At 38.4% G+C, this 20,900-nt stretch carries 32 protein-coding genes; 9 read left to right on the top strand and 23 right to left on the bottom strand.

Annotation, left to right across the window (positions count from 1 at the left end):
- Positions 1–29 precede the first annotated feature (29 nt).
- From ACYIAM_RS04100 to ACYIAM_RS04045, 12 genes are all read right to left on the bottom strand, one after another.
- Positions 30–287, bottom strand: a complete 258-nt coding sequence (locus tag ACYIAM_RS04100) for a putative phage tail assembly chaperone (RefSeq protein ID WP_483747356.1) — start codon at positions 285–287, stop codon at positions 30–32.
- A gap of 128 nt (positions 288–415) precedes the next feature.
- Positions 416–763, bottom strand: a complete 348-nt coding sequence (locus tag ACYIAM_RS04095) for a hypothetical protein (RefSeq protein WP_483747355.1) — start codon at positions 761–763, stop codon at positions 416–418.
- Positions 756–1,115, bottom strand: coding sequence for a D-Ala-D-Ala carboxypeptidase family metallohydrolase (locus tag ACYIAM_RS04090; RefSeq protein WP_483558403.1), 360 nt, complete (start codon positions 1,113–1,115; stop codon positions 756–758). The genes ACYIAM_RS04095 and ACYIAM_RS04090 overlap by 8 nt, the downstream gene beginning before the upstream one ends.
- Positions 1,116–1,130: 15 nt before the next feature.
- The gene (locus ACYIAM_RS04085) at positions 1,131–1,412 is read right to left on the bottom strand and encodes a phage holin family protein (RefSeq protein WP_483557955.1); all 282 of its coding nucleotides are present in this window, start codon (positions 1,410–1,412) and stop codon (positions 1,131–1,133) included.
- Positions 1,413–1,425: 13 nt separating this feature from the next.
- A complete protein-coding gene (locus tag ACYIAM_RS04080) occupies positions 1,426–1,884 on the bottom strand; it encodes a phage protein (protein WP_483557957.1) in 459 nt (152 codons plus the stop codon).
- Between the two features lie 10 nt (positions 1,885–1,894).
- Positions 1,895–3,007, bottom strand: a complete 1,113-nt coding sequence (locus ACYIAM_RS04075; protein WP_483747354.1) for a DUF2586 domain-containing protein — start codon at positions 3,005–3,007, stop codon at positions 1,895–1,897.
- Positions 3,008–3,724: a hypothetical protein gene (locus ACYIAM_RS04070; protein WP_483747353.1), complete on the bottom strand. Its 717-nt coding sequence runs from the start codon at positions 3,722–3,724 to the stop codon at positions 3,008–3,010.
- On the bottom strand, positions 3,714–4,190 hold the full coding sequence (locus tag ACYIAM_RS04065; protein WP_483747352.1) for a phage tail protein: 477 nt from the start codon (positions 4,188–4,190) through the stop codon (positions 3,714–3,716). Before ACYIAM_RS04065 ends, ACYIAM_RS04070 begins: the two co-directional genes overlap by 11 nt.
- Positions 4,187–4,639, bottom strand: coding sequence for a head completion/stabilization protein (locus tag ACYIAM_RS04060; protein ID WP_483747351.1), 453 nt, complete (start codon positions 4,637–4,639; stop codon positions 4,187–4,189). Before ACYIAM_RS04060 ends, ACYIAM_RS04065 begins: the two co-directional genes overlap by 4 nt.
- A gap of 23 nt (positions 4,640–4,662) precedes the next feature.
- Positions 4,663–5,430 carry a phage terminase small subunit gene (gpM, locus tag ACYIAM_RS04055; protein WP_483747350.1) on the bottom strand — a complete coding sequence of 256 codons (768 nt, stop codon included), beginning with the start codon at positions 5,428–5,430 and terminating at the stop codon, positions 4,663–4,665.
- A gap of 14 nt (positions 5,431–5,444) precedes the next feature.
- Positions 5,445–6,464: a phage major capsid protein, P2 family gene (locus ACYIAM_RS04050; protein ID WP_483557969.1), complete on the bottom strand. Its 1,020-nt coding sequence runs from the start codon at positions 6,462–6,464 to the stop codon at positions 5,445–5,447.
- 62 nt (positions 6,465–6,526) lie between these two features.
- On the bottom strand, positions 6,527–7,366 hold the full coding sequence (locus ACYIAM_RS04045; protein ID WP_483557971.1) for a GPO family capsid scaffolding protein: 840 nt from the start codon (positions 7,364–7,366) through the stop codon (positions 6,527–6,529).
- Between the two features lie 136 nt (positions 7,367–7,502).
- Here ACYIAM_RS04045 and ACYIAM_RS04040 point away from each other — a divergent pair, with 136 nt between their 5' ends.
- From ACYIAM_RS04040 to ACYIAM_RS04030, 3 genes are read left to right on the top strand one after another with little or no spacing between them, the layout of a single operon-like run.
- The gene (locus ACYIAM_RS04040) at positions 7,503–9,266 is read left to right on the top strand and encodes a terminase large subunit domain-containing protein (RefSeq protein WP_483747349.1); all 1,764 of its coding nucleotides are present in this window, start codon (positions 7,503–7,505) and stop codon (positions 9,264–9,266) included.
- 1 nt (position 9,267) lies between these two features.
- Positions 9,268–10,326, top strand: coding sequence for a phage portal protein (locus ACYIAM_RS04035; RefSeq protein WP_483747348.1), 1,059 nt, complete (start codon positions 9,268–9,270; stop codon positions 10,324–10,326).
- 49 nt (positions 10,327–10,375) lie between these two features.
- Complete coding sequence (locus ACYIAM_RS04030) at positions 10,376–10,627, top strand: ogr/Delta-like zinc finger family protein (RefSeq protein ID WP_483557976.1); 252 nt, start codon at positions 10,376–10,378, stop codon at positions 10,625–10,627.
- Here the strand turns inward: ACYIAM_RS04030 and ACYIAM_RS04025 are convergent.
- The 11 genes from ACYIAM_RS04025 to ACYIAM_RS03975 form a co-directional block, all read right to left on the bottom strand.
- The gene (locus tag ACYIAM_RS04025; RefSeq protein WP_483747347.1) at positions 10,614–10,784 is read right to left on the bottom strand and encodes a hypothetical protein; all 171 of its coding nucleotides are present in this window, start codon (positions 10,782–10,784) and stop codon (positions 10,614–10,616) included. The two genes, ACYIAM_RS04030 and ACYIAM_RS04025, sit on opposite strands and share 14 nt — an antisense overlap.
- A gap of 213 nt (positions 10,785–10,997) precedes the next feature.
- Entirely contained in the window at positions 10,998–11,195 is a 198-nt protein-coding gene (locus ACYIAM_RS04020) for a hypothetical protein (RefSeq protein ID WP_483747346.1), read from the bottom strand.
- Positions 11,196–11,488: 293 nt separating this feature from the next.
- Entirely contained in the window at positions 11,489–13,576 is a 2,088-nt protein-coding gene (locus ACYIAM_RS04015; RefSeq protein WP_483747345.1) for a replication endonuclease, read from the bottom strand.
- 1 nt (position 13,577) lies between these two features.
- The gene (locus ACYIAM_RS04010) at positions 13,578–13,841 is read right to left on the bottom strand and encodes a DUF3850 domain-containing protein (RefSeq protein WP_483747344.1); all 264 of its coding nucleotides are present in this window, start codon (positions 13,839–13,841) and stop codon (positions 13,578–13,580) included.
- A gap of 10 nt (positions 13,842–13,851) precedes the next feature.
- Positions 13,852–14,673, bottom strand: coding sequence for a DNA adenine methylase (locus ACYIAM_RS04005; RefSeq protein WP_483747343.1), 822 nt, complete (start codon positions 14,671–14,673; stop codon positions 13,852–13,854).
- Between the two features lie 55 nt (positions 14,674–14,728).
- Positions 14,729–15,154, bottom strand: a complete 426-nt coding sequence (locus ACYIAM_RS04000) for a hypothetical protein (RefSeq protein WP_483747342.1) — start codon at positions 15,152–15,154, stop codon at positions 14,729–14,731.
- A complete protein-coding gene (locus ACYIAM_RS03995) occupies positions 15,138–15,362 on the bottom strand; it encodes a TraR/DksA C4-type zinc finger protein (RefSeq protein ID WP_483747341.1) in 225 nt (74 codons plus the stop codon). The genes ACYIAM_RS04000 and ACYIAM_RS03995 overlap by 17 nt, the downstream gene beginning before the upstream one ends.
- Positions 15,362–15,574 (bottom strand): DUF2732 family protein, encoded by a 213-nt coding sequence (locus tag ACYIAM_RS03990; RefSeq protein WP_483747340.1) that lies wholly within the window; start codon positions 15,572–15,574, stop codon positions 15,362–15,364. The genes ACYIAM_RS03995 and ACYIAM_RS03990 overlap by 1 nt, the downstream gene beginning before the upstream one ends.
- Positions 15,571–15,921, bottom strand: coding sequence for a hypothetical protein (locus ACYIAM_RS03985; RefSeq protein WP_483747339.1), 351 nt, complete (start codon positions 15,919–15,921; stop codon positions 15,571–15,573). Before ACYIAM_RS03985 ends, ACYIAM_RS03990 begins: the two co-directional genes overlap by 4 nt.
- Positions 15,890–16,069, bottom strand: coding sequence for a hypothetical protein (locus ACYIAM_RS03980; protein WP_483747338.1), 180 nt, complete (start codon positions 16,067–16,069; stop codon positions 15,890–15,892). The genes ACYIAM_RS03985 and ACYIAM_RS03980 overlap by 32 nt, the downstream gene beginning before the upstream one ends.
- Positions 16,069–16,320, bottom strand: coding sequence for a DNA-binding protein (locus ACYIAM_RS03975; RefSeq protein WP_483747337.1), 252 nt, complete (start codon positions 16,318–16,320; stop codon positions 16,069–16,071). Before ACYIAM_RS03975 ends, ACYIAM_RS03980 begins: the two co-directional genes overlap by 1 nt.
- Before the next feature lie 139 nt (positions 16,321–16,459).
- Here ACYIAM_RS03975 and ACYIAM_RS03970 point away from each other — a divergent pair, with 139 nt between their 5' ends.
- The 6 genes from ACYIAM_RS03970 to ACYIAM_RS03945 all read left to right on the top strand — a co-directional run bounded on the left by ACYIAM_RS03970 (position 16,460) and on the right by ACYIAM_RS03945 (position 20,744).
- Positions 16,460–16,831 carry a helix-turn-helix transcriptional regulator gene (locus ACYIAM_RS03970; protein ID WP_483747336.1) on the top strand — a complete coding sequence of 124 codons (372 nt, stop codon included), beginning with the start codon at positions 16,460–16,462 and terminating at the stop codon, positions 16,829–16,831.
- Positions 16,832–16,858: 27 nt separating this feature from the next.
- Positions 16,859–17,425 (top strand): WYL domain-containing protein, encoded by a 567-nt coding sequence (locus ACYIAM_RS03965; RefSeq protein WP_483747335.1) that lies wholly within the window; start codon positions 16,859–16,861, stop codon positions 17,423–17,425.
- Between the two features lie 33 nt (positions 17,426–17,458).
- Positions 17,459–18,412, top strand: coding sequence for a hypothetical protein (locus tag ACYIAM_RS03960; protein WP_483747334.1), 954 nt, complete (start codon positions 17,459–17,461; stop codon positions 18,410–18,412).
- Between the two features lie 9 nt (positions 18,413–18,421).
- A complete protein-coding gene (locus ACYIAM_RS03955) occupies positions 18,422–19,423 on the top strand; it encodes a phage integrase (protein ID WP_483747333.1) in 1,002 nt (333 codons plus the stop codon).
- 354 nt (positions 19,424–19,777) lie between these two features.
- Positions 19,778–20,110 (top strand): DMT family transporter, encoded by a 333-nt coding sequence (locus tag ACYIAM_RS03950; protein ID WP_174797963.1) that lies wholly within the window; start codon positions 19,778–19,780, stop codon positions 20,108–20,110.
- A 340-nt stretch (positions 20,111–20,450) separates the two neighbouring features.
- On the top strand, positions 20,451–20,744 hold the full coding sequence (locus ACYIAM_RS03945; protein WP_483747332.1) for a hypothetical protein: 294 nt from the start codon (positions 20,451–20,453) through the stop codon (positions 20,742–20,744).
- Positions 20,745–20,900: the final 156 nt, after the last annotated feature.

Raw genomic sequence — 20,900 nt, 5'->3', positions numbered from 1 at the left:
ATTTTGCTCAATCCTCTTTACCCGCTTGTTTAGTTTTTTACTTCAATTTCCAAATCTGGCGCGTATTGTTTGATGACTTTTTCAATAATCTGTAATGCTGCACCAACGTGATTTTCTAAAATTTCGTTTAACTTCTCTTTATCTTCTGCTAACACAGTACGACGTAAAAAGTTAGTGGCGGGCGCGATTTTGTCGTTCATCGTGATATCGTTGATATACGTGTTGTAAGCTAATTTTGTTGGTTCAAAAGTAATATCTGTACCGTTAATTGTTAGTGTGATTTCCATGTTGTACCTCGTTTATTGTTTCTACTAAAGTGTTGTGCCTAAGTGCGCAGTCGATATAAATGCTGCGCCATTCAATTAATGCGTTTTGTATTGCAGTGGCCGAGTTGTTCTCAATTTTTGGCAATATTTCAACGCACTTCGTTAATGTGTTTTGTTGATAAAATTTGCTCGTAATCTGCTGTTTGTTTGTTGAACAGCTCGACAAAATCACGACTAATGCAATTGCTATTAACAGCATTGCCAAAGGTCTGCGCTTTCTTGTTATTTTGTCGTTCATACGTTTTTACCTGTTGTAATTTAGTTTCTAGCTCTTGCGATTTATTGTTAATAACTGATTGTTGTTGCTTTGCTTCAAAATTCAGCTTGTTTATTTGTTTTAGTGATTTGCTATCGTGTTGTAATGATGAAAAATAAATACCAAAACAAAAAATCAATAATACAAGCAACACAATAATCGCCAGATTGTATTTATTCATTTGAACCCCAGCGAGCTTTAACTACCCGAACATCAATATGGGTAAATGTAATATATCGACCAATGCCGAACTTATCCGGGTATTTTGATTCTAAATAATCGGCCACGGTTTTCGGTTTAATGCCTTTTACTTTGATATCAGCAGCATTACCCAAAACGTGTTGGCTGTGCTGTTTTCCGCCTACTGTGTGATTGTGCTGCCTGCAACGGCAACCGCTAGTAATTATTGTTGGGGCATTAAAATGATTTCTGACATCCTCCAAAACTTCAACAAGGGACGGATTGACATCATCAAAACAGCAACCACACTTACATGCAAATTCTGAGCGTTTAAAGTGTTCTGACAAATTCATCAATTTCATCAATTTTTATCCTTTTGTTTTCTTATCAATATAAGTAATAACCACCCATTCGATGAGCGAATGCCCTAAAATGCCGAGCAGCGCCGCAGCACCAACAATAACAAGTTGAGACGCGGCAGGGTGGGGAATCATGATTAACCCGGCTATCAGTGATGACCCCGTTCCCAGCAACGACCGGCCAATCACTTTGCGCCATGTAATCGCTTCATCACCGGCCAGCAACTTAGCTATACCAAGCATAAAGCCCACTAGTCCGATTTTTACCAATAGTGAATCTTCATCAGTCATTGTCGGAATCCGCCTAGTTATTTAATAAATTGCGTGTATCGGTCGCTGACAAATACGGCACGCCGTTAATGCTAACAAAATCTGGCGATGTCACTATATAATCAATAGTATGCGTAGTTTCATCATCACCGCTTTTATCCGCATTTAACAAATCCGAAATTTTTAGCTTGCAGCCGAATGCCTCTATTTTTTGTGATTCGTCCCCAGTATCTGCATAAAACATAAAATCAGATGCGGGCATAGCACGAAACGACCCAAAACTTCTAGCTATCGCTACCAGCTTATTAAAATACTTACTAGTCAACGTGATAGAGCCTTCCGCTGTTACCGATCCAGCTATATGCCCATCTGGCACGCCGTTAGTTGATGCAACGGCACTATTATCAGTGATAGTTAATGTCACACTTTTAACTTGTATTAATTCACCGCCAAAATTGACATCGAACGATTTACCTGTAATTCTTGAACCCATTTAATTACTCCTATTGGTCTAATGACGCATCAAGCATTAAGCTGATGGTTATCTGCATTGGAATATCACGCGTGCGCACAACTGCATAAATATCAACGGTTTTGGGTGTTTTCCACGTGATCACAATGTCGCCATCTTTAGGCTTTTTAACTTCGCCCGGAAATTCAATTCCGTTTATTTGTGATGTGATTGACATTTCGCGCAACGGTTTAGCAAAATATTGCTGATGTACAGCTATCGAATTAGCCGAACTATTGAATGATGCGTCGGCAATTTTTGCGATCGCTAATAATCGAATTTTTCGAGCTACTTTATCGATAACGCGTACTGTCTCGGCTGATTGATAATCACCACCCTCAACGTCTAGCGTTCTATCATCTGCCCAATAAATACCGTCATAGTCCGGATACCACATCGGGACGCTATACCGATTTGCATTTAGTGTTTGCAATGTCGCTAATGGCAATTCAACACCGGCAGAATCAACGGGCAGGGTGTCACGCCCTAAATTACTTACAACGCCAGTTTTAACGCGTGCAAGCGCATCGGCGATAGTTACAGAACGATTACATGAGCGACCAGCATTGACAAAAGGCTCGTTGCCAAAAATCATTGGGACTAATGTAATTGCATATTCAGCGATACCGTTTTGTAGTGTTGCTAACCGCGATTCATATTTTGCCCATGTCTCGTTAGCTTGTAGCCCCTCGATACCTAGAATGAACCGAACCCAACGGCCATACTTAGCAATTAAATTTTTGCGCAGACTAATGGCTTTATTAATTTCGGCTTTGGTATTGATATTTTCGGCATAAACAACCGCTTCAAACGATCCGATTTGCTGGGCTTGCATTACAGCATCAGTCCAATCTTGACCATCGTTTAAAATAGCAATACTGGCAAACCAATTTTGACCGGCATTTTCTAATGCAGCTAACACGCCTTTTTTTAGAGCGCTATCATCATTACCAAGTACGCCGTTAAAATCGGTTTGGGCATTAACCGATATAATTTGCCCTTTGTTTTTATTTGCATTGCCGATAAACAAAAATCGGCGCTCCACTTCGTCGGTTTCGCCTTGAAGTAGGTTTAACTGATTGATTGTAATTGTTGGCCAAGTCATTTAATTTTTACCTCGTTTTATGTTTTGGGCTTTTACATCCCAGCCAAAGCTAATATTTTTAAGCTGTCGTTCTAATATTTTGGAAAATTCGTTATCAGTTATACCTACAAACGCACGGCTAGGAATTTTTACTGACCAAAATTGCTTAACTAGCTCATCGACCATTCTTTTTATCACTACGCCCGCCTGTGCCTTTGAATAATTTTCACGAAGCCACTTAACCGATGATTTAACTTCTTTTCCTTTTCTTGAGTGCGTATGTCCCAGCTCTCTTAATTTTTTAATTTGTTGTTTTGTAATCGAACCCTTTTTTTTGCTATTAGATTGCTTTTTAAACTGCTTAGCATTTTGTCGAATTGTTCGCCCATTTTGTTGCACATCAGCAACCACACCGATTGGGATATTTTTATCCGACGTGCTTTTATAATGTCCTTTAAAATAGAGTTTCACCGCTTCAATCGCCGGCATTTCTCTAACCGCTATATGTTTAGCTATTTTTTTCAAAAGCGGGCTTTTACGCTTGCCTTTCCTTTCTTTAAAATCAGAACCATTAAAGTCTTTCTGTTCTTTAATATTCCTTTTTATTGCCGGAATCATGCCCAGCTTTGCTATACGCCACAAAAGACGTTGTTTTTTCTTTGGTGGCATCTCAAGCTTTTTAATAGCTTCTTGTAACTCTTTTAGTTGAGCTTTGTTTAATTCGCCACTAATTTGCATTAACATTCACCTGATCCGGATGTGCCCAAACGCTAGCAGTACCCAATTTATAACGCCTACCCTTATATGGTATTGATCCGCTTTCATCTTCGATCAGCGTGATATCTTCTGACAGCGGTACCGCAATCATCAAGTACGCTGTTTGTTCGTCATTTTCGGATACATCAATGTCAGGGTTAACATTATCAAATTGCGCATCGTCCCGGTTTTTACTTTCAAGCCAACACATGACTAACGCAAAAACAAGACACGGGTCGTAAACCCGGTACGGAAATTCGTCAAATGTTATTACCGCGTCGTATTTCAGTTTTGCGCATAAAAGTTGCTCCGTTGGCTGTTTTGTAACTAATTTAAATACGCGATCGATCTCTAAATTGTCCATAAATGAGCTGAACGTCAAACCGCTATGACTGCGTGGTTTCAGGTTATCGACTAAGTGTTTGGTTAATTCCGTTAATAAACTCATATTAATTCCACCGAACTACGGCGATAGCCCAAAATGGCTCTAATCGCTCTTGTACCCTCTGCTAACAATTTGCTTTCCATTTCGTTTTGATTGGCGTCAATTTGTTGTTTAACATTTGAAATCGCCACAAACTCACCGATCAAATCCGCCTTGGCACGTGAATAAACTGCCTTTTTATACAGCGCAGTAACGCTATTTATACCGTCTGAATTAATGCCCTTAATGTCATTTATTGCACTTACACCACTGACAACGTGTTTGGTTTTAAATCGCTCTAACGAGATATTTACCTCGCTAATTGCTGTTAATAACGCATCTCTGATTAAATCCGCGCTAACTGCTGCTGTAATGCTGCGCGACTTTTGGAAGTCGGCAATATTGATATCTGGCCAAAAACCATCATTTTTGATAATGATTTCTTGGTAATCGATTTCTAAACCGTTAAACATGACTATCCTTAAAAAGCGCCCGCTCAGGATTGGAAAAGATGATTTAGAAAATCTCTTTTTTCATCCTGTGGGCGCTGGCTCGCTGTGTAGTCTGGATCGGGTAACGCCCGAATTCGGCTGGCAATGCTAGCTCGCATAGTTTTAACTTGTGCATGCACATGCATAGCTTCAGCCTGTGCCAATAATTGATCCGCTTTTTCCAATACTTCTATATCATCAACCGCCGTGGCGCGGGGTTGTCCGCTTTCGTCACGTAAAACAAACAGCCCGGCAAATTTAAACCATTTGCTTTTTATTTTTTCATGTATGCGCCATTCATAAGCTACTTTGTTAAAAATCATTGAAAAATACGGCTCAATAGCATTCCCTTGCTCCGCTTGCTGTTCTGCCCAAGCATAAATCTGATCGGCAACAAACGCAGGGAAATGGCTTTTTATATTGTCAGGGGTTGGTTGATTTTGTTTTATAGCAATAAATGCCCATTTGATTGCCAAATCAAACTCACCAACATCAAATAACCACACAATGCAATAACTTAAAATTGGATTTCGATAAGCTTCCCCTTGCTCAATGTAGCTTTGAGCATAAGGTTGCCAGCGCGGTAATAGTACGTTGCGTTTTTCTTCAATCCGTTCTTTGATGGTTGGCAGCGACCGCAAATACTGGGCATCTTTTTTTAGTGCTTCATTTAAAACATGCAAACTAAGTGATGACGAACAAACCGCAGCTTGTGGTTGCATTTCGTTTAGTGTTTGTACTTTGGTTCGATGCCTTTGCATTGGTGATAACATGCCAACCCTCTTTTTTACAGCTGATTAACTTCCGCCGATTGCTCGCCCTCGATTGTGACAGCGTTTTCATCAATTGCGGCATACAGTTCAGGTATTTCTAGCGCATAGCCTTCCATTCGCCAGTATTTACTTTCGAACGCTTCGCGATCTTGAACGTCTTCGGCTGCACGTCGGCGAGTATTACGCTGCGTATAAATGTGTAAATTTTGTAATGTAGTGACAACCATACGCTTGCCCGGCATGAATGGCGGGATATATGCCGGCATACCCGCTACAGAATCAGATAGTAACTGAGCGGCGATTTTTTCAGTCGGCTTATCAGCTTGCTGATATAGTCGGAATGATTCAGCGGCAACCAGATCCGTACCAACTAACACAACTAAGCGAGGATCAAAACGAAACTCTGGGCGAATGCTGTTTTTTAGATCTGACGCCATTGCATCTAATGATTTATAATCACCATTTTTACCTAAAGTAACCGGATCTGTCAGAACTTGCTTGCCGCCTTGCCACTCTTTCGCAATTTGATGCCAGCCTTTATTAACATCCTCCCCGTTAGGATATGTATCTGGATCTGTTTCATCGGCAATGTGTGTACCGTTAAAGCCGATCCGCAGCATATCTAACCCAAAAGACTGCTCTATAAATGTTTGTACCAAACTAAAGAATTCATTTTCAGCCCCCGAGTTCCCCCACTGGCTAAGTAGCTCCCACGTCAGTACTGCGCAAGAATCCGTTTTTGATAATTTATATTCATTACCCTCAATGCCAACCTTACGGCTAAAGCGAGCATCTTTTTTGCGACCAGTATATAATTGTGATACACCTGTTCGAACAACTTGCCCTACAATTTGATCGACATCTGCGCAGTAGATTTTTGATAAAAATTCAACCTGATGCATGATCGCTTGTCGTAGTCGTGTTTCTTGGGGCGGAGTTAATGAAAACAACTTCTTAACATCAGCACGTTTACTAGCTAATGAAAAATTATGTATATATTTTGCCAGCATTTGCTCGGCATTTTGATTTAGCATATATAATCCTGTTTTACCTGTGATTGTGATACTTTATTGGATAAACCTGTTAAAACCGGCATTTAAACAAACATTTTTAAATCAGCACCAACGGTTGGTTTTAAGTCCGGGGTTGGTGTTGAGCTAAATGTCATTGCTCGACTGAATTTTTTTTCTAAAGCATCGAATTTTTTTGTTAACTCAACATTTGCTTTTTTTAAAGCAGTAAATTCCTCTTTAGATACTTCGCCGGTTACTTCTTCTGCGACGGTTTCGGCTTGTTCTGATGTTTCACTTGCAAGCTCTGTTAATTCTTCCGCAATTTTTTCGGCTTTTTCCGCGTCTTTTTCAGCTAATGCGGCTTCTAGCTCTTCAATTTTTTGGGCTTGAGCCGCTAACTGTTCTTTTAGCTCTTGAATTTCTTCTTCTGTCATTGTGTTGGATCCTGTGTTTTGTTGTTCAGTAGATAAACTAAATTCGTGTAGTCCTGTGTAGGTGTTCCCACGTTCCTTACTAAATTTCAGTTGTGATATTCCCGGTAATGCGGGCTGATCAGTAACAGCCAACCCAGTTAAATAAAACTGACCAACATCGGGAAAGTCGGAGGTAATCTCAACGGAGCAAAATAGCTTTTGATTGTCGTCGTTTAATGCTAATAAAAATTTATTTGCCGCTAATTTTGCATACAGTTTTAGCTTACCGTCTTCTTCTTCGGTTTTCAGTTCTAGCACTAAACCTAGATTTGACTGGTACACACGATCTAAGGGGTGGTTGTGCTCATTCCAAATTACAGCACTATAAAAATCTGAATTGTAATTTTGTGCGGCGCTGGCCAACCATTCCCGCATCATTTCCCGCCCATCTACTGAGCGCCCCTCTGTTGCGATACATAACCAATCACTTTCTTTTAATTCTTTTGCCATTGTTAGATAACATTAATTAATCTTGTGGTTAGATTAAAATGATTTTAGTGTGTTTGCACGCTGACTATTTCGGATATAACCCTTTAACCGAAAAGGGTTTAATGCGAGTTTGTTGGATAACAACGACAATAACGGCATGAAACGATATAACCCCGAAATTAAACGAGCGGCGTATACGTTATACCTAAAACGTTATACACCTAAAGAAATCGCCAAAGCGTTAAATCTGCCGAATGCGCGGATCGTATACTACTGGGCTGAAAAGCACTGTTGGGCGTCAATGTTAAAAGAGGAGGCGGTCGAAGATGCCATAGATCGACGCCTTGCTTTGCTAATAGAACGAGACAATAAAAATCAATTAGAATTAGATGAAATTGAACGATTAATTGAACAGCAATGTAAATTAATTCGAGCAAAACAAAAAAACGCACCGGTTTATCATACTGATGAAACAAACAACAACGAACAGCAAAATAATGGAGCTGACAAGCAAACTAAAAAGCGCAAGAAACCTAAAAAGAATGATATTTCACATCTAACAAAAGATGATTTTGACAGGGTAGCTAGTGAAATTTTATATAAACATCAGCTATACGTTAGAGATAACCTTGGCGAGCATAGACGGCGATTTATTCTAAAAAGCCGGCAGATAGGTTTTACCTTTTATTTTGCATTTGAAGCCTTTGAAGACGCAGTGTTAACGGGTAATAACCAAATATTTGTATCATCATCGAAACCGCAAGCCCGTGTTTTTGCTATGTATATTAAGAAAATAGCGGAGCAGTTTTTTGATGTGCAGCTAAAAGGTGGCGATTTAATTACATTAAGCAATCATGCAAACTTAATTTTATGCGCTAACAATGTATCAACAGCGCAAAGCTATGCCGGTAATGTCTATTTTGATGAGGTCTTTTGGATGTCTAAATTTTCCGATCTGTATACTGCAGCATCAGGAATGGCGACACAAAAACAATACCGGGAAACGCTATTTTCAACACCGAGCACCAAAACACACCCAGCATATAAAAAATGGGCAGGGGAAGAATGGAAAGAGGGAGATCAAAAGCGTAAAGATATTGAATTCCCCAAAGACGAATCGTTACGCATGAATGGCACGGTTTGCCCTGATAAATTTTGGCGGTTACTGATTACATTAGAAGACGCAATAGCGCAAGGCTTTGATTTAGCTGACATTGATGATATACGTGAATCTAAAAGCGCCGAAGCGTTTAATATTCTATATTGCTGTAAATTTGCTGACAGCGGCAGAAGCGTATTTAATTTTGATAAATTACAAAAATGTGTTACTGATTCGGCACTATGGCAAGATTTCGATGCTAATGCCGATCGACCATTCGGCAATAGGGAGGTTTGGGCAGGTTTTGACCCAAGCCGTACGCGAGATAATGCAACATTTGCCATTGTAGCGCCGCCATTGCATGAACTGGAAAAATTCAGAGTATTAGAAATTTATCAGTGGAAAGGTCTTAATTTTAAACACATGGCCAACAAAATAAAAGAAATTAAATCTAAGTACAGAATGACCTACATCGGGGTAGATATCACTGGGATCGGGTACGGTGTTTATGAGCATTTACAGACGTTTGCACTGCGTGAAACCGTACCCATTCATTACGATGTAAGAACAAAAAATCAATTGGTTTTAAAAATGATTGATGTTGTTGAAAGTGGGCGCATAGAGTGGGGCGAGGAACTAAACGCGTTAAATGCGTCCTTTTTATCTATTGAGCAAGTTGCAACACCAAAGTCAAACATGATCACTTACGCCGCTAGCCGTTCCGAATCAACAGGTCACGCCGACGATTTTTTTGCAATTGCCCACGCTGTTTATCGCGAACCGCTCAACACAAATAAAAAGCAATCAAAATGGATAATATAAAATGAAAAATTTTTTACAAAAATTCAAACGAACACCGAGCCAAACTAATACAAAAAAAATGAGTGTGATCACATTTGAGCAACCCGAGACGGTACTTACCGACTTAACTTATTATCAAAGCGTGCGCAATGAATACGAAAGCGAATGCTACACAACACCCGTAGATAGATTAGCATTATCACAATTACCCAGCATCAACTCGCAACACGGCGGCATTGTTTATGCTCGTCGAAACATGTTATTAAGTACCTTTATTGGTGGCGGACTCAGCTACCAACATGCGTTAGAGTGCTTTTTAAATCTGATTGTGTTTGGTGATTTACCATTATTAAAACGCCGCAATATTTTTGGCCAAGTTACCGAATTATACCCGCTCATGTCGCTTTACTTTAGAGTAAAAAAAGATGCTACTGAAACACAAATCGGCGGATATGTATTACCACAAAAAAACGGCTCAATTACATATGATCCAGGCGATGTAATTTATATTCGCCAACCAGACACTACCCAGCGCATTTATGGACTACCGGATTATATGGGTGGCGTAAATAGTGCAATGCTCAATAGCGAATCCACAATGTTCAGACGAAGATATTATAATAACGGCGCACACATGGGTTACATTTTTTACGCAACTGATCCAAATTTAAGCGACGAACTGGAAGAAGAAATAAAAGAAAAAATTGCAAAAAGTAAAGGTGTTGGCAACTTCCGCAGTATGTTTATCAATATACCGAACGGCAGCCCAGACGGTGTAAAACTGATCCCGGTTGGCGACATGAGCGCAAAAGATGAATTTGCTAACATTAAGACGATTTCATCACAAGATTTATTAAATGCGCACAGATACCCGGCGGGGCTGGCTGGTGTTGTTGCTCAGAACGGTAGTAATAATGGTGATATTGATAAATTACGTAAAAATTACATGGCGACAGAGACGAAAGTACTGCAAGATCTAATTACTGAAACTATAAACCATGATGAAGATATCCAACGTTCACCATTTAAAGATAAATTGTTGTTAAAATTCGAAAAAATAGCACCATTAACAAGTGAGTAAATAGAAAATTATGATATAATAGGCTTGTGTGTAGATATGAGGTAATAACATGAGCCGAACCCCTTTATTACTTTGCCCCGAATGCGGCCAAAAAGCCGTAATTACAAAAACCGCAAGAACCCACAAATTGCTAAATTATCAATATTGTTCATGTTCAGATCCGGAATGTGGCTTGACGTTTAGAATTAAATCGGAATTTGATAGAGTGTTAAGTCCAAGCGCGAAAGGGCTAGATAGATTAAATGCGTATTTAGCCAGCCGAGGTAATCAACTGGCTTTTGATGTGATTAATCCTGCTTAGTTTTGGTTTTGTCAATATCTTTCATTTTTAATAATATTTCATGCAACAAACATAAGCCAATTTTTATATCATTGTTTGATAACTCAGCATCAATCATTAATTTGTTTAAAAATTCGGCTTGTTCTAACTTAATGCTATTTATTGTTATTTGATCCATTTTTTCATCCTTTAATAACTGTACATAAATACATGTATATTTATACAGCTATCACTTGGCAAGAAAAAATTAAAAAAATGTGATCAATGTCTAACTATCTGATTTTTATTACATAAAACCATATAAAGCATTTGGCGGTAAACTGAACAAGGTTGGCATTACCGCTCAACGAAACGGCGCTCCTTTCGAAGCCCTTGCCCAGTCCACCTAATTTTATTCAGATTTTTCAATCACCGCATGCAATAAATCCGCAATACAGCAAATTATAACCATAAAATCGGCAGGGGTTGAATGTGCATTGATGCAATTACGGGCGATTGTTTCGGCTTGTTCGATTTTTGCAAAATTATTTAGATGGATGATAACGTTTTCTGATGTGTCGACTGATGTAAGTTGGTTAAAGTTTTTCATAGTATTTACCTTTGTATAATAAATTAAGTAAACACCGCCAACAAGGTCAATTATTGGTGGTGAACTGAACAAGGTTGACCTTACCGCCTACAAAGAAAACGGCGCTTCTTTCGAAGCCCTTGCCCAGCCCACCATAGAATAGGTATGACTAAGCGCGCATAAAAATACCGCTTTGAGCGGTTATGCTCTTTGTAAGTTTCAAGAGGTCAATCTTGACGTTAGATTTTGCTAACGTATTTTTACTATATATCGGTTTTACTTTTATTGTCAACATGTGTATTTATCCCAAATTATCAAAAATCAAACTCAACAAAATCATTTTTAACGGGCTTTTTAGGCCGGCTTGGCGAATTGCTAACGATGAGATGCACACCGTCCAAAGTGTTATCTAATTTTAAATATTGGTTGTGGCTAATTTTTATACTTTCACGTAAATAAAGCTTGTTTATGGTGAAATTATCATCAGGAAGACCGATTGTTTTTAATTGTTTTCTAATTTCTTCACGCTGATCGTCTAGCGGGGATTTTTTAATCTGCGTACAGTTATTGACAGAACTCCGAGCGTCGCTATCGCTCCTATTTTTAGAGACGATCGCCCACTTGATCAGACGTGTACAAATAAAAGAGGCTGCGCCAACGATTGGGGAAAATACCCCTTTAATCTTTTTGACGTCCTCCTCAAATTGATTTTGCGCCTCTTCGTACGAGACTCTTACCCGTAAATCTTTGCGCTGTACCATCGCGCCGCCCTGTAATTGAGTGTAAGCCGCCCAGTCGCCTGCATCAGCTGCGGCCAAAACCGGATCGATTGCAGGGCTTTCGACTTTTTGACTGCCAAGTCTACGAAGTTCACGCCAAACCGTTACGGGTGCGCCGCCAATTTGTTGGAATTGACGAATACCCCAACGGCTAGCCCAAGCCGTTACGTTCTTCGCCATTTCTTTTAAGTTTTGTCCTGTTTCGTCATCGACCTCATTATCAAGTTGATAACCGTCAATATTTTTAGAAATGTACTTAGCAATGTAACCGGTTGCCGAGCCTTTTTCTTTTTCGATATTTTCAAACTTAAAGCGAGCGCACTGCGCACCCTGTTCGCCACCGTCTTCTTCTAGTGCATAAGTTTGCATAATCTCATAAACCCGCTGTTTGTGTGCTGGCAGCATAAAAACCAAAATATGCCAGTGCGGCGTACCGTCGTGATGCGGCTCAGCAACTCTAAAACCAAAAATTTTGATATTTTCACGATTAAGCTTTGCCCTGATTTTTGCCCATACGCCACATAAATAACGCTGCGTGTCCCGTGGTGTGCAGCCGTTCCAGTTTTTGACAAAGCCGCCTTTAGCGTGTACAGCGTGATATTTTGACGGCGCAGTCAATGTTATAAATGCCCCCTCGTAGCCGAATTCATCCGCAATATCTTCAAACCCACGCATACGAACCATTAATTCGCAACGGCGGATCGCAGGGTTAGCATTGGATTTATCGACTTGTAAAACAAGCTCAAATTGTTCTCCTGTTTCAGTATTTTCTATACATTGATTCTTGAGCCATTCACGGTTTTTCCGTTTTTGTTCTTTCCATTCGCCAATGCAAGTACGGCTTGCATAAGGGCTTGCGTGCTTTTGTACTTGTCCGGCAGCAATGGCTAAATGCTCACGTTGAAAGCCCCATGTCCGCTTTAATCTGCTTTTCCACCATTTATCATCTGATAATTTAGCTAGTGCGATAACAATTTGCTGTTCACTGATTTCACCTTTTTTATAATCAGCAAAGTAGGGCGCTGTAATTTTTAACGGTTTGAGTTGTTCTAATGCAAATTTATAGATAGCTAATTCATGAGCGTTATTGCTTAACTTAAATTCATCAGTTTCTAAAAATTTAATAATTAGATTGTGCATATAGCCTGCAATCTTCCCGCCAAGTTCTTCAACGTCGATTTTGTCTAAAGTTGGTAATATCGATAGCTGTTTATAGAATTCTTGCGCAAGTAGGCTTTTTCCGGCATTTATTGCGTATTGCCGCTGCACTTCGGTGCAACGGATTAGCCCACAAGTGCGTAAATAGGTATTAGCAACTTTTGAGCCTTTTTCTTGATACAGCGTTGCGTACTTGCGAGCAAAATAACCACCGATAAACTGTGGAGTATCACAAAAATATGAATGGAAATAATCATATTCATGCGGTATCTGCTCCCAAAGCGGGCGCTCAATAATAGTCAATTCTTTGGGTGGCCTGCGAACTGTGGCGTATTGTGATTTTGGCTGAATGTGTTCTGTTGGTAAAAACTTGCCAACCGTATCGTAAAAATCACGCATAGCTAAAAGCAGGGCAGATTTAGCCCTGTTACTAATTGGTGGTAAGTTTTGCGTGATTGTCGTCATGTTATTCTTGTGCTGGTGTTAACTGACTATCTTTGACAAGACTAAGCATTACATAGCCTTTCTGTAGATATTTTTCATCATCTAATATGTGAGAAACGTGTCGAAGAATTTTGCGGCACGTATAATTGCCATTAGCAAACTCATGTAAACACAGCACATCGCCGACACTATAATTACGATCGTTGATACGTAATTCTGCTGTTTTTCTTCCTGCTAAAATCGCTTCAAAATGTTCTGTTTGAATTTTTAAGTTATGTAGTTTCATTGTCTAGCCTCTAAACCATATCCGGCGTTAACACGCCAATAATTTCTTTTGCAGGCTGACGATTGCCATTTGCTGCAACTGAACGAGGTGCCTCGATTTCGTAGATTTCGAAATCACTAAAAATACCTCTTACTATTGTGTTGTTACTGTTTGATACGATCGCAGTTGCTCCACGTCTAACGGCATGAACCAGTAAATCACGTAACAATTTCGTAACCGGGTAATTAAATTTGTGGGGGGTGTAGCCAGTAAAAATATCGTTTTTAGTGCCTGAGATGTACGGCGGATCGCAATAAATAACGTCGCCATCCTCGGCCATTTCGATCGCAGCCCTAAAGTCTGCCGCCATTAATGTAACTGGGACGGAGATCAGCTTATTGCTAAATGCGATTAGTTCAGTTTTTGGGAAATAAACTTTTTTATATTTGCCGTGCGGTACATTAAATTCGCCTTTTTGGTTATAACGACAAATGCCGTTAAAGCAATGGCGATTTAAATAGATAAACTCAGCAGCACGTTCTAACGTAAATGGTTGCGTTATATTGCAATTAAAGCGGCAGCGAATTTCATAAAAATCGATATTACTATCAAATAATGATTGAGCAGTATTTATTAATCCGGCTAAATCGTCGCGTAACCACGTGTAAACGTTAATCAGATCCTTGTTTTTGTCGGCTAATATATAGCTATCATAATTAGTATTAATAAACACATTACCCGCCCCGACAAACGGCTCTATTAGCCGCTTGCCGTCTGGCAAGTGAGGTAATAATCGAGGAATAAGCCGACCTTTACCGCCGACCCATTTTAAAAAGGATTTTTCTACACACATTTTTTTGAGCCTTAAAATATTTGGGGCTGATTGCCCCGATTGATTATTGATTGATTTATTCCGCTTCGACTTCTTTGATTTCAAACTCAAGAATATCTGTGTAGATATTAACCTTGGAATCATATAAACCGATTGCTTCACAAATAATCGCATCGCTACCGCACGCAATAGCAAAGATTGTTGCACACTTTAATTCTTTTGCTCGCTCTTTAGAGACGCTCATTACTCGCACGCCATAGCCCATAATTAACTCAAACTGATGATCATCTATATTCATAATTTTAATTGTTTTGCAAGATTTATTTTCAGATTCACAAAGCATCTCTTTTTCTCCTTTATTTTTTGTTTTAAGTAGCGGTGTTTCACGCTGCAAACACCAAGATTTTTCAAAGTGATCCGCAAGTTCTTGCAGTTCCGCAAGTATGCGGGCGTGCGGCGGGGTATAACCCATGGCGGATCGCAATTTATTTATTAAGCCCATGCTTTACCTCGTGTTCTTCTTTCTGCTGACAATAAACACACAAACTACAACCCGGCACGGCGTCACGTCTTGCCTCCGGTATTGGCTCGCCGCATTCACAGCAATAAAGTGATGATTTGCCGGTGTAAACCTTTGCACTTGCATTTTTCACAGCCACGGCGGCAACCGTTTCAATGTGCGATTGTGCGATATCTGCTAAATCTGCCATTAAACTTCTTCCTTTTGTTGATTGCGCATGGCTTCGGCTTCTTGTTCTAGTAGCTCGGCCGACTCGGTCGGTGTTAAGTAATTAGTGCGGATATGTGTAGCTAGTCGTTCCAGCTTTGCAGTGAATACATCACATAACCCGCTTTTAGTTTCGTCTTTAGCTTGCTTTAGGGCTTGCAGTAATGCATCGCCCTTAAGTGTTGTCATGTTCATTTTTGCCACCTGTATTTAGTTTCTTTTTTAAAATCTTCTTCTTCACATAGTGCGAATGCATCGATAATCGATTGCAACCTGCGCAAGCCTTTTTTTAAATCGTCGATCTCGTTATCTGTCAGATCGTCATATTGCATTTGCCAAGCATGTGTAAACTGACTATCTGAGTTGTAAATGGTTGTTGTACGCTGTTCGATGCCCGACGCACTCAGCAATAAACGCTTTTGACCCGGTTTTAAATTATTAAAAGCTGAACGGACAAGGCTACGTTTGCCGCTTAAAATCCGATTGAACTCACGGATCAAACTGCGTGGCTCAATGGTTTGAGTGCTTTGTGCTACGTTCATCTTCATCACCTATCAATAATGGTTGATGCAACTTAATTGCCTGCCCGTTTGATTTTTCAATCCAACCTTTCGGGTTGTGGGTATTGATTTGAATATCGATCGGGGTTGGTTGCCGAGCGGCCTTTTTTAAATAGAATGAGTGAGCCATTATTCTGCTCCCTCAATGTTGACTACTAGATTACCCTTGTAACCAGCTGCGCCCTCTAACGTTAAGGCGACCATGTTAATTAATGGGGTTTCACGGCTAGCCGTTCCTGCGTTGCTTTTCTTCTTGCGTATAGGGAGTTCACCACGTTGGATTTTACCCTTAACAGTTGCCAACGGCATTTTTGCCAAATCGGCGAATTGCTGAGCCGTGACAAATGGGGCAGGTATAGCTATTGCAATTTGAATCGTCATAAGGCATCATTCCTTAATTAATGTTTATTAGTGTTTATTAGTGTGTTTTGATTACTATTTGCTAATGTTTGTATATTACACATTAGCAAATAGTAATGTCAACATTATTCTTTGCTAATATTTTTTTAAGGGCAGAAAAATGTTTTTTGATGATGAATGTAAAAATGTGATTTCAAGAATTGTGAAAAGCTACGGGCTAAACACGATCAAAGCATTAGGCGATAGATGGGGTATTAGTGCTGGTGTTATGGCTAGCAGGGTGCAAAGAAATACTTTCCCTTACGATTATGTTTTAAGGTGTGCTTTAGAAACAGGAGCAAATCCGTATTGGCTTTGCACTGGTGAGGGTGAACCAAGCATCGACGGTATCAAAACGGAAAAAAAATCGATTGAACTATCAAGCGAGGTATTAGAAAAACTAGAACGAATTGCAGCACTTAAAAGCAGCGGTGCTATTACTGATGATGAGTATCAGTTATTAAAAGGGAGTATTTTTAAGAGCCACGTTTAATTTACAGAAATAAAAAAAGGAAAGAGGATGACAATTTCAGAGTATTTATTAAAGGCAATTGAATCAGGTGAAGCACTTAATATTATTTATCATGGCGGATCAAAACCGGGCGGAATAAGAACGATCATACCTCGAAGCATTGAGGGCGACGCACTCAAAGCGGTAGATACTGAACAAAATCGGGTAAAGTCGTTCAGTATAAGCAAAATTGAAATACTCGACAAAAATAATGAAATAACCAAATTTGATATTGATGAAAAGCAAACAAAAAAAGAGTCTATAAGCATCACGATAGAAAAAATTTATGAAGCATTTAAAGAAACCTTAGAAGGCTTTGGATGGAATGTATCTTTTGAAGAAGGAGTAAATGAAAAAGGCAGTCATTTAAAGTTTATTTGTTTATATGATTCTTATAAAAATGGCAAACCTAAAAGCAAGCCGTCAGTTATTTTTTATACATCAACATCAAAATCTAGACCCTGCGGAGTTGGTAGCCTAAGAATGGAAACAAGAACATTTAAGAGTTTAGATAATGCTTTCAAATTGTTTTTAGAAGAAGCTCAAAATTGTGAAATAAAGAATCCAAAAAAATAATAACTTTAAATAAAATATAGGAATATAGGTAATATGAAAAAAAGAATTACTGTTGGACATGTATTTTTTGCTAGTTTTTTAATTTTTATTGTTTGTGCGATGATGCCACACAAGAGTAATGATCAACCTTACGCATTAGTTGCTTTTGTAGGTTTTTTCTCCATTCTTGCCATACCTGTATCTTTTGTTTTATGGATTATTAAAGCCGTGAAAACGAGAAATAATCCACAACAACAAAACACCCAGCCTATCGAAACAAATCTACCAGAGAAACCCTCCTTTTTTGCGAAAATCAACCAAAAATTAGAAGAGCATAGACAGCAAAAAGCATTAGATAGAGCAGAGCGTCTTAGAATTATAGAGGAAGAAAAGTACAAAGAGCAAAATTTCGAAAGCATGAATTACAAAATGATAGATGGTGTTGCAGTTATCTGGGAGGGAGAAACCAAGCCCGCATCATTTAGAATTTATGATAATAAACAAAGGCTAGAGGGTGTCATCACAAAACTAACCTTAAATAAGGATGGACGATTTTATATAACATTAACAGATCCCGAAAAAGGCACTAAAATCGTTACAGACGAAAGAGAGCTAGAAACAATGATACTTATAGGAACAACACGATACGAATTTACAGATTTATGTAGAAAAGTGTTAAAAATAGATCTTAGTGAAATGTTTGGGTTTGCAAACTTTGTAAGAGACGAATTATATAAACCTCGCCTTATGTTGGTATTTGAACCACCGCAACAAGTAACTTTTTCGCACCGTATATCAGGTGAAACAATAAGGGATTTGTTCACAGTTAGAGAATATTACAAAAGCAATAGCAACGAAGAATATTTAAAGGTAAACGTAACATCTAGTAACAAAGAGCTAATGATACCAGTTAACAAAATAACAACAATGATTCAATTAGAAGACGGTAAAAAAATTAAGCTTGATGAATGGTTAAAAAATATTTGTAAAGCCAAAGAATCGAATTAGTGATTAATAATGACAGTAAGAAAAAAAAGTGACGGCAAATGGCTGTTTGAAAAATATTTAGAGGGCGGCAGGCGCATTCGTAAAACCTTTGCGACGAAAGGCGAAGCGCTTGCTTATGAAAGCTATATCGAAGAACAAGCAGCCACAAAGCCGTGGATTGCTGAAAAGCAAGATCGGCGGCGGTTGTCAGATCTGATCGAGCTGTGGCATAACGCGCACGGTAAAACACTGAGTGACGGCGAAAATGTTTATACTACGTTGTTATTTATTGCAGATAGTATAAATAACCCAATTGCAGCAAACTTTACCGCCAAAGATTTTACAGAATACAGATCAAAACGACTAAACGGGGAAATTTATCGAACTGAGCGAGTTAAGACTGTATCACAAAGAACGTTAAACTTAGAGTTAACGTATGTTAAAGCAATGTTTAACGAATTAATTAGACTGGGGGAGTGGAAGCTAAAAAACCCGGTCGATCGCATTCGACAATTTAGAATTGACGAACAGGAGATGGCATATCTAACGACGGAGCAAATAAAAAAATTGTTAGCGTCAGCAAAAGAAAGCAAAGCCAAAGATTTGTTAACGATTATTAAAATATGCTTAGCAACAGGTGCACACTGGAGCGAAGCCGAATCATTGCAAGATAAGCAAGTAAGAAATCAATCAATTACATACTTAAAAACAAAGGGCAAGAAAAACCGAACAATACCTATTGATAAAGTATTGTTTGACGAAATCAACAAAAAGAAAGGGACGTTATTTACTCCGTGTTACTCAGCTTTTCGTTCAGCAATTAAACGCGCACAAATAGAATTACCCGATCGTCAACTGTCCCACGTTTTACGCCATACGTTTGCCAGTTACTTTATGATGAATGGTGGTAATATTTTAGTATTACAAAAAATACTAGGGCACACAGATATCAAAATGACGATGCGCTACGCACATTTTGCACCTGACCATTTTGAAGATGCTATAAAATTGAACCCTTTCAATAATATTTAAATGGCGGTATAATGGCGGTTGAGTTAATTAATATAGCGGTTTATTGATGCTTATTGATTTTATAACTCGTTGATTATTTTGTAAGTGGTTGATTTTAAAGGTGTGTACAGGGAACTCTTAATCAATTGGTCGCGGGTTCGATCCCCTCACAACCCACCATTAATATCTTCCTTTTCAAGCGTTAATAGCTATCTATTTTACCTTTGATTCATAATTAATGATGCAAAAATAAGGCACGAAAATATTGGCTTTATCTATTAACGTTTACGCAGTTAATTAAAGTTGGTTAATCTAAAGGATTCAGCGTCGATTTTAGAAAATTAGCTTTTTAATTTAACGATTATGGGCATTAAGATGAATTCATATTTATTACTGTTTGTTGCAATTATTTGTGAAGTGATAGCGACATCTTCATTGAAACTATCAAATGGTTTTACCAATCTTATTTTCTCAATTATTACTATTATTGGTTATAGCGCTTCGTTCTATCTCCTTTCATTAGCATTAAAAACAATCCCTGTTGGTATTGCATATGCAATATGGTCTGGAATCGGGATTGTACTAATCAGTTTAATCGCTTGGATTTTCTTAAAACAATCATTGGATCTCGCTGCGCTAATCGGCATGGGATTTATTATGTTTGGTGTGGTGATTATTAATTTATTCTCGAAAGTAGCAGGGCATTAAAATCTAAATAATAAAAAATTTTTTATTAATAATTTATTGATTGTAACTAAAGCATATAAAGATTGTTGTCTAGCATGCTATAAATTTATAATGCTAATTCAACAATATTTTAATATTGCAATTTTCCTTATGTTGAGAATGTAAAAGTGATTAAATTATATAAAAATCATAAAATACAAACTAAATAAGTAATAAAAATATCTTTAAAAATAATATAAAAAATTATTATATAATAAAAGTTGTCTATTTTTTTATATAGACATTTTATCCGTTTCAGTTTAGTATTTTTGCGCAAATTTTATGTAATAATTGAGTGAAAATTGGACTTTGAAGCGTTGTGATGAAAAAATTTCTATTAAGTTTAGCCTTTGTTATCTATCCCGTCACTATCGTGTTAGCCGAGCCCTTGTCAACACAAACACTGTTGATCTACCAGCAAGAACGTCAAAAAGCTCTGCAAGATTCGTTAAATCCCATCTCACCTGATATTCATTTATTACTACCAAGCACGACAACTGGACAGATAGACTTTCCGGTTGAGTTATTATGTTTCAATATTAATCAGGTTGAATTAATTGAATGTGATAGTGTTATGTCAGCAAGAAAACCCAAATGCTCGATTTATGCGATATAGAGCAAGGGTTTAAGAACTTACATCATCAAAGGGTTTAACGTAAACTGGAATTATTAACATCTAGCATCAAGAATATAGAGTAGTTAAAGCTATCGAGACACTAGAATAATTAAGGTAATGAAAATAAGGACAAAACGATGAACAGGCATTTATATC

This window comes from Gilliamella sp. X-60 (assembly GCF_057063585.1).
This window is presented reverse-complemented; position numbering and strand designations above follow the sequence as displayed.